Origin of the sequence: Phenylobacterium sp., assembly GCF_019636135.1 — a bacterium.
GTDB lineage: Bacteria > Pseudomonadota > Alphaproteobacteria > Caulobacterales > Caulobacteraceae > Phenylobacterium.
Window position 1 is genome coordinate 16193 of the sequence record NZ_JAHBYD010000043.1, and the last position, 12375, is coordinate 28567.

Consider the following 12375-nt stretch of genomic DNA (forward strand, 5'->3'; position numbering starts at 1 on the left):
GCAACTAGGACTGCGCGCGACTCTGTCCCGCGCGGGGGATTTCCGAAGGGGTTGAGAGCGCGATGGCCGCTGGCGTGAAGCACGACTACCACCTGGTCAATCCGAGCCCCTGGCCGCTGGTCGGCTCGGCCGCGGCGACGATCATGGCGATGGGCGGCGTGATGTGGATGAAGGGCCTGTTCGGCCAGCCGCAGCATACGTCGTGGCTGTTCTTCGCCGGCCTCGCCGGCGTCCTCTTCACCATGGTGGGCTGGTGGTCCGACGTGGTGAAGGAAGCCAACCAGGGCGACCACACCCCGGTGGTGTCGATCGGCCTGCGCTACGGGATGGTGCTGTTCATCGCCTCGGAGGTGATGTTCTTCGTCGCCTGGTTCTGGATCTTCTTCGAGATGGCCCTGTTCCACGGCAACCGCACGCTGGCGCCGATCAGCGAGGTGGCCGAGGCGTGGAAGAACTTCCCGCCCGCGGGCGTCGAGACGGTTCCCGCCTTCCAGTTGCCGCTGGTCAACACCCTGACCCTGCTGCTCTCGGGCACGACGGTCACCTGGGCGCACCACGCGCTGCAGCAGGGCGACCGCAGGAGCGCCAAGCTGGGCCTCGCGCTGACGGTCGCGCTGGGCATCCTGTTCACGGCGATCCAGGCCTACGAGTACAGCCACATCTTCGGCCACCACTACTTCTTTGGCGAGGGCAAGGAGAACTCGGGCCTCTATGGTTCGTCGTTCATCATGGCCACCGGCTTCCACGGTTTCCACGTGCTGGTCGGCACGATCTTCCTGATCGTCTGCCTGGCCCGCCTGATGGGCACCGGCTTCTCGCCGAAGCAGCACTTCGGCTTCGAGGCGGCGGCCTGGTACTGGCACTTCGTCGACGTGGTGTGGCTCTTCCTGTTCGCGTTCATCTACGTGATCTTCGGCGGGGCCGGGCACTAGCGCGGCCACTCGTGTGAGCAAGCCCAATCCGCTCCTTTCGGGACTGGCCGGCCGCTGTCCCAACTGCGGGGAGGGCTTCCTCTTCGACGGCTTCCTGAAGGTGGCGCCGGCCTGCGAGGTCTGCGGCTACGACTTCGCCAAGGCGGACTCCGGCGACGGCCCGGCGGTCTTCATCATCCTGATCGCCGGCTTCGGGGTCGGCTTCGCGGCCCTCATCACCGAGTTCACCATCCACCCGCCGATCTGGGTGCACCTGATCCTGTGGCTCCCGCTGACGCTCATCGTGTCGCTGGGCCTGATGCGCCCCCTGAAGGGCGTGATGCTGGCCGCCCAATTCATGAACAAGGCGTCCGAAGCGCGCCATGACCGCTGAGGCACGGGGTCGCTTTCCGGCGGGCCTGACGGTCGCCACGGCGATCGCCTTCATCATCCTCGTGGCGCTGGGGACCTGGCAGGTCCAGCGGCTGCATTGGAAGGAGGGCCTGCTGGCGCGGATCGCGGCGTTGCAGTCGGCCGAGCCCAAGGCGCTGGACACGGTGCTGGACCACGTCGCGAACGGCAGCGACGGCGACTTCGCCCGCGTCGAGGCGGTGTGCGCGGGGCTCTCGACGGCGCCCTACCTCGAACTCTATTCGGTGCGCGACGGCCAGGCGGGCTCGCGGCTGATCTCGGCCTGCCGGGTGATCGGTGGGCGGTTCGGGACCATCCTGGTGGACCGCGGCTTCGTGGCCGACACCATCTCGGCGCGGCCCCCGGTCGATGCGTCGGCGACGGCGCCGGTGGCGATCTTCGGCGTCCTGCGCAGGCCCGAGGCCGGCAACCTGTTCTCGCCGCAGAACACGCCGCAGCGCTGGTACACCCGCGACATCGCCGCCATGGCCGTGGCGCTGAAGGCGCCGGCTCCCGCGCCGCTCACCCTGATGGCCGAGACCTCCAGCAACCCCGACTGGAAGGCCCTGGTCCCCGCGCCGATCCCGGCCGACATCCCGAACCGGCACCTGGAGTATGCGCTCACCTGGTACGGCCTTGCCGCGGCCCTGCTCGGCGTCTATGCCGCGCTCCTCCTGAAACGGCGGAAGGCCTGATGCGCTACGTCTCCACTCGCGGCCAGGCCCCCTCGGTCGGCTTCACCGACGCGGTGCTGGGCGGGCTCGCGCCCGACGGCGGCCTCTACGTGCCCGAAGCGTGGCCGACGTTCACCAAGGCCGAACTCGCCGCGTTCGCCGGCCAGCCCTATGCGAAGGTCGCCGCCGCCGTGCTGGGCAGGTTCGCGGGCGACGAGATCGCGCCCGCCGAACTCGCCGCCATGTGCGAGGAGGCCTACGCCACCTTCAGCCACAAGGCCGTGGTCCCGATGACGCAGATCGGGCCGCAGACCTTCATCGCCGAGCTGTTCCACGGCCCCAGCCTCGCCTTCAAGGACGTGGCGATGCAGATCCTGGCGCGGCTCTACGACCACTTCCTGGGCCAGCAGCGGCGCCGGCAGACGATCCTCTGCGCCACGTCCGGCGACACCGGCGGCGCGGCCGTCGAGGCGTTCCGCGGCGCCAAGAACGTGCGCGTCGTGGCCATGTTCCCCGAGGGCCGGATCAGCGAGGTCCAGCGGCGCTACATGACGACGGCGCCCGAGGCCAACATCGCCTGCGTGTCGGTGCAGGGGACGTTCGACGACTGCCAGGCCATCCTGAAGGACGCGTTCCAGGACCCGGTGCTGCGCCAGGCGGTGGACCTCGCGGCGGTGAACTCGATCAACTTCGCGCGGATCGCGGCGCAGGCGGTCTACTACTTCACGACGGCGGCGGCGCTGGGCGCGCCGGACCGGGCGGTGAACTTCGTGGTGCCGTCGGGCAACTTCGGCGACGCCTTCGCGGGCTTCGTGGCGTTGCAGATGGGCCTGCCGGTGAAGCGGATCGTGGTCGCCACCAATTCGAACGACATCCTGGCCCGCGCCTTCGCCGACGGCCGCTATTCGCGCGGCACGGTGCAGGCGACGCTGTCGCCGGCCATGGACATCCAGTCGGCCTCCAACTTCGAGCGGCTCTACTTCGAAGGCGTGAAGCGCGACGGGACCGAGACGGCCCGGGCGTTCGAGGCCTTCGCCAAGGCCGGCGTCATCGACATCCCGCCGGGCGCGCTGTCGGCCATGCAGGCGACCTTCACCGGCGTCGCGGTGGGCGAGGACGAGACGGTGAAGACCATCGTCTCCACGCTGAACGAGACCGGCGAGCTGATCGACCCGCACACGGCGGTCGCGGTGGCGGCGCTGAGCCATGTGAAGCTCGACGGCCCGACCGTGGTGCTCTCCACGGCGCACCCGGCGAAGTTCCCGGAAGACGTGGCCAGGGCCTCGGGCGTGACGCCCCAGGCGCCGCGCGGCGCGGCGGACCTGGCGGGCCGCAAGGAGCGGTTCGACCGCCTTCCGGCCGAAGCGGACACGATCAAGGCCTACGTCCGCGCCTTCGCGGAAGGCTGAGGGTTTGACGCCGAAGGTCCATACGCTCGGCAACGGCGTCCGCGTCGTCTGCGACCCGCTGCCCGGCTGGCAGACGGTGGCGCTGTCGGTGGTGGCCGGGCGCGGCGCGCGGTTCGAGGACGCCGGCCGCTCGGGCTGGTCGCACCTCCTGGAGCACATGGTGTTCAAGGGCGCGGGCGGGCGCTCGGCGCGCGACATCGTCGAGGCGATCGAGGCCGAGGGCGGCCACATCAACGCCGCGACCGGCTACGAGCGCACCAGCTTCCAGGTGCGGGCGCTGAGGGGCGGGCTGGACCTCGGCTCGGCGGTGATCGCCGACCTCGTGCAGCGGCCGACGATGGACGCCGCCGACCTCGCCCGCGAGAAGCAGGTGGTGGGCCAGGAGATCGCCGAGGCGGCCGACACGCCGGACGACCTGGTGTTCGAACTGGCGCAGGCGGCGGCGTTCGACGGCCAGCCGCTGGGGCGGCCGATCCTGGGCACGACGAAGTCGATCAAGGGCGCGACGCCCGAGACCCTGGGCGCCTGGCGCGCGGCGCTCTACGCGCCCGGCAGCCTGATCGTCAGCGCCGCGGGCGCGGTGGACGAGGACGAGTTGCTGAAGCTGGCCGAGCGCGACTTCGGCGGCGCCGGCGCGCCGGGCGTCGGCGATCCGGAGCCGGCGGCGTTCGTGGGCGGGACGCGGACGGTCGCCAAGCGGCTGGAGCAGGCCAACGTCGTGCTGCTGCTGCCGGCCGTGGGCGTGATGGACCCGGACTACTTCGCGCTGCGCCTGCTGGCCGAGATCCTGGGCGGCGGCATGGCCTCGCGGCTGTTCCAGGAGGCGCGGGAGAAGCGCGGCCTGGCCTACGCCATCGACGCCTATTCCGAGACCTACGCCGACGCCGGCGCGCTGGGCGTGTTCGCCGGCTGCGACGCCAAGGACGCGGCGGAGCTGGCGCAGGTGACCGTCGACGAGATCCGCGGCCTCACGGAGCCGGTGGGCGCGGCCGAGCTGGCGCGCGCCAAGGCGCAGCTCAAGGGCGCGATGTTCATGGGCCGCGAGTCGGCCCTGGCCCGCGCCGAGCAGGCGGCCGGCCAGGTGCTGCTGTTCGGCCGTACGCTGGACCCGGTGGCCGTGGCCGAGGAAGTGGACGCGGTGACGGCGGAGCAACTGGCGGCGCTGACGGCGAAGATCCTCGCGCCGAAGAAGGCGGCGGTGGCGATCCTGGGCCCGAAGCCGGCGCTGGCCGCGGCCGACGTCTTCCACGAAGCGCTGACGGCCTAAAGCAGAGTCGCCGAGGAACTCCAACGGAAGCGGCGCCCAATCGAAAGCCCTCCTCCTCGATGGAGGAGGGTTGGGTGGTGGTGTGTCACTGAACCCGCAGGTCGAGCTCGTGAGGCGCCGGCGCCTCTTGCGCTGGCCCATCGACGTCCTGCGCACACCACCATCCCCGGCCCTTCCTCCATCGAGGAGGAAGGGAGACCTCCTGTCGGGCAGGCATCGCAACTTGGCTTAGGCCGCCGGGTTCTGACCGATGACCTGGCTCAGGGCGTCGAGGTAGGCGGCGAAGGCCTTGCGGCCCTCAGGCGTGATGCGGACCTGGGTGCGGGGTTTGCGGCCCAGGAAGCCCTTCTCGATGGTCACGTAGCCGGCCTCCTCCAGCTTGCGCAACTGGACCGAGAGGTTGCCCTGGGTGACCTCCAGCACCGACTTCAGCTCGTTGAAGTCGGCCACCTCCGCATTGGCCAGATAGGCCATGACCCCCAGCCGCAGGCGGCCGTGGATGACATCGTCGATCCTGCCGATGTCGAAGCGGGGCCCCACGCGCCTTACGACTCCCGCGGCCGGCGCATCATGTAGACGCCGGGGGCGACCATGAGCGTGAAGAGTCCGAGCCCCGTCGTGAGGACGTAGGCCAGCGGGTGGCCGATGCTGAGCGCCATGACGACGCCGGTCACGAACCAGCCCGCCGACACGACGGCGGTCCACGCGCGGCGGCGCAGCGCATAGACGATCATCCAGGCCGCGCCCTGCAACGAGAGCACGACGCACGGGTAGATCAGCCAGATCTCGATGTTGTGCAGCCGCAGGGCCTGCGAGCCGATGATGGCGATCAGGGCGATGTTCGCCAGTCCGATGGCGGCGAAGACCGCGCCCAGCGCGCGGCCGATCATGCTGGCGTCGGCGTTCGACGGGCGCCGCTTGGTCAGCCAGATCATCAGGCCGGTGAAGACCACGGTCGGGCCGAACGCGACGACGAGGGCCACGAGGCCCTCGCTCGGCACGAGGTTCAGATACTGGCCCAGGTGCAGGAGCATCTGGACGCCGTAGCAGAGGCCGGCGGCGAAGTAGCCTTCCCCGAGGCGCCTCTGGGCGTCGTCGCCGCCCGACTCCACGACCGCGCGGAGGAAGGCGAGGTCGTCGCGGGCGGAGTCGGACGGGCTCATCGGGCGGTCTCCAGACGGGCGGCGGGCCGGGGCGTGCGCCAGGGGACCCGGCGGCCGTTCAACAGGCGGCCCAGGAAGGTGTGGCGGACGAGGAGCTCGTAGCTTGCGAACATCAGAGCGAACCCGACCCCGAGGACGACGCCGAACTTGACCAGTGCGGGCCAATCGAGACGCGACACCGAGGCCTGCAGGAAGATCACCAGCGGCAGGTGGACGATGTAGATCCAATAGGACGAGTCGGCGATGTAGCGGCGCGCCGCGCTGTGGTCGGACAGGAACCGGAGCGCCATGCCGATCACGGCGAAGGCCCAGGTCCAGATCGCGAGCGCATAGGCGCCGGCGTGGAAGAGCTTGATGAGGCCGGGCTTGTCCGGCGTCGTGAGCGGGGTCGTGCCGCCCATCTGGACCACGAGCGCGGCGGTGAGCGCCACGGCGACGGCCAGGTTCAGGGGCCAGCGCGCCTGCATCTGGTTCAGCAGCCCGGTCTGGCGGTGCAGCAGCCAGCCGAGGCTGAAGGCGACGCCGAACTCGACGGCGGCGGCGGGGTTCGGGATGAGGCTCATGTCGGGCGTCGGCACGCCGAAGAACGCCAGCCAGTCCGGCGTGAGATAGAGGACGGCCGCCACGGGCAGCGCCAGCGCCACGGGCGCGGCGGGGTTCTCGAGCAGGCCCGAGACGATCCGGTCCACCCCGGCGCGGAAGCGGCCGGCCGCGTCCAGCTTCGCCACGACCCCGCGCACGGTCAGGGTCGCCGTGTAGAGCCAGATCAGCACGTACAGGAACCATAGGTGGGTCAGCGGGAAGAAGAACGGCGGCGGGGGCGACGACGGCGGCGGCCTGGCCGGGAAGGTCCCGGTGGCGACGTAGATCGCATAGCCCGCGCCGAGCCCGATCAGCGTGATCACGAACGGCCAGAAGATCACCAGCGGCAGGGCGATGCGCAGGGCCCGGTCGCGGATGAAGCCCTTCGCGCCCTTCTTGTGGAAGCTCATGCGGGCGAAGAACCCGGCGATCAGGAAGAAGGTCGTCATGCGGAAGATGTGCGCGACGAAGAACAGCACCGAGAGGGCGCCCGAGGATGAGCTGTCCTTCAGCACCCAGACCTGCGGGCCGGGCAGGAACGACATGGTCGCGTGGAACACGACGCCCAGCATCAGGGCGTAGCCGCGCACCGCGTCCAGGCCGTGCAGGCGTTCGGAAGCCGGGCTCGCGCCGTCTCCGCTCATGGGGCCGTCTCCGAAAGGCGCCGGGCGCGGGCGGTCCCGCGCCCGGCGGAGGTTGCTCGAACGACGGGGCTTGGGAGCCGTCGTCACAGGATCGGTACATCAACTAGTCTATGATGTAAACTAGTTTGCGTGCGACATGGTCCCGCCCCCTTGACCCCGGCGCGAATTGCGCGACGCTCGCCCTCCATGGCCCTGCTGGACTGGATCGCGCCCGAGAGCGGCCTTCGCGTCGAAGGCGACGGCGTGTGGCTGCGTCCGCCGCGGGCCTCGGACTATGCCGAGTGGCGCGAACTGCGCGCGGCGAGCCGGGCGTTCCTGCAGCCGTGGGAGCCCACCTGGCCGGCCGACGACCTTTCGCGCGCGGCGTTCCGCCGCCGCCTGCTGGCCTATGCGCGCGACCGCGAGGCCGGCGTGGCCTATCCGTTCTTCGTGTTCCGCGCCTCGGACGACGCGCTGAGCGGCGGGATCACGCTGTCCAACGTGCGACGTGGCGTCGCGCAGATGGGGTCGGTCGGCTACTGGTGCGGCAAGGCCTATGCACGCCAGGGGCTGACGCTGGCGGCGGTCAGGGCCTTGTGCGACTTCGCCTTCCGGACGCTGGCGTTGCACCGGCTGGAGGCGGCCTGCATTCCGGAGAACGCGCCGTCGCGTACGCTTCTCAAGAAGGCCGGGTTCGCCGAGGAAGGATTTGCTCAGGCTTATCTTAAAATTAACGGCGGCTGGCGAGACCATGTGCTGTTCGGCCGACTGAACCCCTACCGGGGCCAGGACGGCCCGGACGAGGGGGTGTCGGTCTAGGGACCGGCGTCCGGGACACGGGCTCGAACTCAGGACCGAATGGCCAACGACCGTTGGATGTGGGACGCCACGGCCACTCTGGAGGCCCTGGGCGCGGCGGAAGTCGCGCTCTGGGTCTGGGAGCCGGAGAAGGACCGTCTGCGGCTGACCGGCGCCACGCGCGCCCTGGGCCTGGGCCCGCTCGCGCCCGACTGTTCGTCCGCCGCCCTGCGCGCGCTGGCGCTGCCGCAGGACCGCGCCATCGCGGAGGACATCCTGCGCGTCCAGGAGCCGGGCGGCGAAGTGGCGGTGCGGCTGCGCATGCGCGGCGGCGAACCCTGCGTCTGGCGCGGCGTCTGGCTGGAAGAGGGCGTGCGCGCCGCGGGCGTCATCGCCGCCGAGGTCAGGTTCGCGGCCTCGGGCAGCGACAACCTGACCGGGCTGGCCGACCGCAAGAGCTTCATCACCGTGGCGCGCGAGCGCCTGGCCTCGCCCGGCCAGCACGAGCTGATCGTGGCCGACCTCGACCGCCTGCGCCGCCTGAACGAGGCGCTGGGCCACGAGCGCGCCGACCTGGTGCTGGCGGCGCTGGGCTCGCGCCTGGCCGCGGCCTTCCCGCCGGGCGCGCTGCTGGCCCGCATCGGCGAGGACGAGTTCGCCGCGCTCGCGCCCGTGGGCGTCTCGCCGGGCGCCGAGAGCCTGCGCCGCGCGCTGGAGCAGCCGCTCCGCGTGGCCGGCTTCGACATCCATCCCACGCTCTCCATCGGCGCCGTCGAGGCGACCGGCGGCGAGGACGCGCCCGACGCGGCCGAACTGCTGCGCCGCGCCGAGCTGGCGGTGGAGGCCGCCAAGTCCAACGGCCGCGGCGGCGCCGCCGCCTACGGCCGCGGCCTGGAGACCGACGGGCTGTCGCGCCTGGCCCTGGAGGGCGACCTCAAGGGCGCGCTGCGCCGGGGCGAACTGACGCCGTTCTACCAGCCGATCGTGCGGCTCTCGACGGGCGCGCTGTCGGGCTTCGAGGCGCTGGTGCGCTGGCGCCACCCGCGCCGCGGCCTCCTGATGCCCGAGCAGTTCCTGCCGCTGCTGGACGAGATGGGCCTGATGGCCGACCTCGGCGCGATGATGATGCGCGAGGCCTCGATGCAGCTCTCGACCTGGCGCAAGCGCCACCGCGCCGCGGGCGAGCTGACCGTGGCCGTGAACCTCTCCACGGGCGAGATCGACCGGCCCGACCTGGTGGCCGACGTCGAGCAGATCCGCCGCGAGACCGGCCTGCCGCCCGGCGCGCTGAAGCTGGAGGTCACCGAGGGCGACGTCATGCGCGACCCGGATCGCGCGGCGGTGATCCTGAAGACCCTGCGCTCGGCCGGCGCGGCCCTGGCGCTGGACGACTTCGGCACCGGCTTCTCGTCGCTGAGCTACCTGACGCGGCTGCCGTTCGACACGCTGAAGATCGACCGCTACTTCGTGCGCACCATGGCCACCAACGAGGGCTCGGCGAAGATCGTCTCGTCGGTGGTGAAGCTGGGCCAGGACCTGGCGATGGAGGTGGTGGCCGAGGGGGTCGAGAACGCCGGCATGGCGCGCCACCTGCTCAGCCTGGGCTGCGACTACGGCCAGGGCTTCGGCTACGCGCCGGCGCTCAGCGCCCAGGAGGCCGAGGTCTACCTCAACGAAAGCTACGTCGACGGCGCCGCCCCGGTTAAGGCCCGCGGCTAGCCGCATAACAGTGGCATGATTGATCCGTGACGCCGCGCGCCTAGAGTTGGCGACGGAGCGGAGAGCGGGGACGGGTTCGTTGAGCGCCGGCAGCACGACCTATGAGTTCGCGCCCGAGGAACGGCCGATGTTCCCCGGCTCGCCGTACTCGCCGCAGCACACGCTCGGCCGGCGGCTGGCCTATGCCGGCATGGCGATCCTGACGGGCGTCACGGCGTCGTTCGGCAACGCGCTGGTGACGGTCAACGCGCCCAGCCTCGCGGGCGCGGTCGGCCTCTACGCCGCGCAGCTCGCATGGCTGCCCGCGATCTACGTCGCCTTCAACGCCACGGCGAACCTCAGTCTCGTGAAGGCCCGCGCCCGGTTCGGGATCCCGCAGGTCACCGCCGTGCTGCTGGTCGCCTATGCGCTGGCGGCGGCCCTGCAACTGGCCTGGCCGACCTTCGCCGCGGCCATGCTGACGCGCGCCGCCAGCGGCATGGCGGCGGCGGGGCTGGCGACGCTGACCGTCTACGGCTTCCTGCAGGCGTTTCCGGCCAGGCTGCGCCCGCTGGCGCTGATCTTCGGCATCAGCCTGACCCAGGTCGGGCCCGCGCTGGCCCGGATCGTGCCGGTGGAGCTCGTGGTCGCCGACCACGCGCGCGGCCTGCACCTGATGGAGCTGGGCGTGGCGCTCGCTGCGCTGGCGGCGACGACGGCCGTGCGGCTCCCGCCGAGCGACCGGGGCCCGGCCTTCGAGCGGCTGGACCTGCTCACCATCGGCCTGACGATCCCCGGCATGCTGCTGCTGTGCGGGGTGCTGTCCCTGGGGCGGCTGCTGTGGTGGACCGATACGCCGTGGCTGGGCTGGGCGCTGGCGGCGGCGGTCCCGCTGCTGCTGGCGGCGGCCATGATCGAGCACTACCGCGCCCGGCCTCTGCTGCAGACGCGCTGGATCGGCACGCTCGACATGGCGCGGTTCGCCGCCGTGGCGGTGCTGGTGCGCGTGGCGCTGGCCGAGCAGACCTACGGCTCGGTGGGCCTGCTCACCTCGGGCGGGCTCAACAACGACCAGCTCCGGACGCTGTTCGCCATCGTCGCGGCCGCGATGGTGCTGGGCATGGTCGTGGCCGCCCTCACGCTCTCGGAGCGGCGGCTGCCGTACCAGGTGCTGGCGGCGGCGGCGATCATCGGCGTGGCGGCCTGGCTCGACAGCCATGCGAACAACCTGACCCGGCCCGGGCAGCTCTATCTGAGCCAGGCCATGATCGGGTTCGGCACGACGCTCTTCATCGGCCCGGGCATGGTCTACGGCTTCCTGCGGATGATGAGCCGTGGCGGCGACCATCTGGTCACCTTCGTCGTCCTGTTCAGCGTGACCCAGAACCTGGGCGGCCTGGCCGGCTCGGCGCTGCTGGGGACCTACCAGACGATCGCGGCGCGGGCGCACGCCGGCGCGCTCTCCGAGCGCCTCAACGCCTTCGACCCACAGGTGGCGGCGCGGATCCAGGCCGGGGCCTCGTCGCTGTCGGGCGCGGTGGTCGATCCGCTGGCGCGCGGCGCGCAGGGCGGCGGCCTGCTGGGCCAGGCGATGGGGCGCGAGGCCAACATCCTGGCGTTCAACGACACCTTCCGGTTCGTGGCCGTGCTGGCGCTACTCACGGTCGTCTACCTGGCCTACATCATCGTCTTCAACACGATCCGCCGCCGGCGCGCGGCGGCCGCGGAGCCTGCTGCATGACCGAGATCGACGCCGCCCCGCGCCCGGCCTGGAGGCCGTCGCAGCAGCGCCCCCTGGTGGTCGTGGCCGCCGTCGCCGCGGGGGTCGTCGCGGTCGTCGCGGTGCTGAGCGTCTGGGGCCTGACGCCGTTCGGCCGCGGGAGCGAGACCACGGACAACGCCTATGTCCGCGGCCGCACCACCGTGATCGCGCCGCAGGTCAGCGGCTACGTCACCTATGTGGCGGTGAAGGACTACCAGGCCGTCAGCGCGGGCGAGGTGCTGGCCGACGTCGACGACCGTGGCTACCAGGCGCGGCTCGCGCAGGCGAGGGCGGCCGTGGCCGCCGCGGAGGCGGCCCTCGCCAACAGCCAGCAGGCGCGGGCGTCGCGGTCGGCGGGCCTGGAGGGGCAGACGGCCGCGCTCGCCAGCGCCCGCGCGCAGCTCGCGCGCGCCCGCGCCGACATGGCCCGCGTCGACGACCTGGTGCGCGACGGCTCGGTCTCGGTGCGCGAGCAGGACCAGACGCGTGCGGCGCTGCGCCAGGCCGAGGCCCAGGTGCGCCAGGCGCTGGCCGGCAACGAGATCGCCCGCCAGGACGTCCGCACGGTGGACGTCGGCCGCGGCGGGCTGGAGGCCAACGTGCAGTCGGCCCGCGCCGCGCTGGCCGCCGCCGAGGTCGACCTGGAGCACACCGTGATCCGCGCGCCCGAGGCCGGGCAGCTCGGCGAGGTGGGCGTGCGGCTGGGCCAGTACGTGACCAACGGGGTGCAGCTCATGTCGCTGATCCCGCGCGACCGCTGGGTGATCGCCAACTTCAAGGAGGCGCAGACGGCGCGGATGGCCGTGGGCCAGTCCGTGACCTTCACGGTGGACGCGCTGGGCGGGGCGAAGCTGCATGGCTACGTCGAGCGGATCTCGCCGGCCGCCGGCTCGGAGTTCGCGGTGCTGAAGCCGGACAACGCGACGGGCAACTTCGTGAAGGTGCCGCAGCGGATCGGCGTGCGCATCGCCATCGACCCCGACCAGCCGATGGCCGCGCGGCTGCGGCCGGGCATGTCGGTGACGGCGCGGGTCGACACGCGGAGCCACCGTTGAGGCGCCTCGCCGCCCTCGCCGC

Annotated in this window: 12 protein-coding genes; 9 read left to right on the forward strand and 3 right to left on the reverse strand. The window is 71.9% G+C overall.

Annotated features, from left to right (window positions below; all coding sequences use genetic code 11):
* Positions 1 to 62 precede the first annotated feature (62 nt).
* The 5 genes from KF737_RS21170 to KF737_RS21190 are packed head-to-tail and all read left to right on the forward strand — an operon-like array spanning position 63 to position 4672.
* A complete protein-coding gene (locus KF737_RS21170) occupies positions 63 to 932 on the forward strand; it encodes a cytochrome c oxidase subunit 3 (RefSeq protein ID WP_296460087.1) in 870 nt (289 codons plus the stop codon).
* Between the two features lie 13 nt (positions 933 to 945).
* Positions 946 to 1305 carry a DUF983 domain-containing protein gene (locus KF737_RS21175; RefSeq protein ID WP_296460088.1) on the forward strand — a complete coding sequence of 120 codons (360 nt, stop codon included), beginning with the start codon at positions 946 to 948 and terminating at the stop codon, positions 1303 to 1305.
* Positions 1295 to 2017 carry an SURF1 family protein gene (locus tag KF737_RS21180; protein WP_296460094.1) on the forward strand — a complete coding sequence of 241 codons (723 nt, stop codon included), beginning with the start codon at positions 1295 to 1297 and terminating at the stop codon, positions 2015 to 2017. The genes KF737_RS21175 and KF737_RS21180 overlap by 11 nt, the downstream gene beginning before the upstream one ends.
* Positions 2017 to 3405: a threonine synthase gene (thrC, locus tag KF737_RS21185; RefSeq protein ID WP_296460097.1), complete on the forward strand. Its 1389-nt coding sequence runs from the start codon at positions 2017 to 2019 to the stop codon at positions 3403 to 3405. Before KF737_RS21180 ends, thrC begins: the two co-directional genes overlap by 1 nt.
* A gap of 4 nt (positions 3406 to 3409) precedes the next feature.
* Complete coding sequence (locus tag KF737_RS21190; RefSeq protein WP_296460100.1) at positions 3410 to 4672, forward strand: pitrilysin family protein; 1263 nt, start codon at positions 3410 to 3412, stop codon at positions 4670 to 4672.
* 228 nt (positions 4673 to 4900) lie between these two features.
* Here the strand turns inward: KF737_RS21190 and KF737_RS21195 are convergent, their stop codons facing one another.
* Genes KF737_RS21195 through KF737_RS21205 form a run of 3 tightly spaced genes read right to left on the reverse strand, consistent with a single transcriptional unit; the run spans position 4901 to position 7061 of the window.
* Positions 4901 to 5212 carry a transcriptional regulator gene (locus KF737_RS21195; protein WP_296460104.1) on the reverse strand — a complete coding sequence of 104 codons (312 nt, stop codon included), beginning with the start codon at positions 5210 to 5212 and terminating at the stop codon, positions 4901 to 4903.
* Positions 5213 to 5217: 5 nt separating this feature from the next.
* Positions 5218 to 5835, reverse strand: a complete 618-nt coding sequence (locus KF737_RS21200) for a hypothetical protein (RefSeq protein WP_296460107.1) — start codon at positions 5833 to 5835, stop codon at positions 5218 to 5220.
* Positions 5832 to 7061, reverse strand: a complete 1230-nt coding sequence (locus tag KF737_RS21205; protein WP_296460110.1) for an acyltransferase family protein — start codon at positions 7059 to 7061, stop codon at positions 5832 to 5834. The genes KF737_RS21200 and KF737_RS21205 overlap by 4 nt, the downstream gene beginning before the upstream one ends.
* Before the next feature lie 186 nt (positions 7062 to 7247).
* Here KF737_RS21205 and KF737_RS21210 point away from each other — a divergent pair, with 186 nt between their 5' ends.
* The 4 genes from KF737_RS21210 to KF737_RS21225 all read left to right on the forward strand — a co-directional run bounded on the left by KF737_RS21210 (position 7248) and on the right by KF737_RS21225 (position 12353).
* Complete coding sequence (locus tag KF737_RS21210) at positions 7248 to 7859, forward strand: GNAT family protein (RefSeq protein WP_296460113.1); 612 nt, start codon at positions 7248 to 7250, stop codon at positions 7857 to 7859.
* Positions 7860 to 7898: 39 nt separating this feature from the next.
* Positions 7899 to 9557, forward strand: a complete 1659-nt coding sequence (locus tag KF737_RS21215; RefSeq protein ID WP_296460116.1) for a bifunctional diguanylate cyclase/phosphodiesterase — start codon at positions 7899 to 7901, stop codon at positions 9555 to 9557.
* A 79-nt stretch (positions 9558 to 9636) separates the two neighbouring features.
* Positions 9637 to 11277, forward strand: a complete 1641-nt coding sequence (locus KF737_RS21220) for an MFS transporter (protein WP_296460119.1) — start codon at positions 9637 to 9639, stop codon at positions 11275 to 11277.
* On the forward strand, positions 11274 to 12353 hold the full coding sequence (locus KF737_RS21225) for an HlyD family secretion protein (protein WP_296460122.1): 1080 nt from the start codon (positions 11274 to 11276) through the stop codon (positions 12351 to 12353). Before KF737_RS21220 ends, KF737_RS21225 begins: the two co-directional genes overlap by 4 nt.
* Positions 12354 to 12375 lie beyond the last annotated feature (22 nt).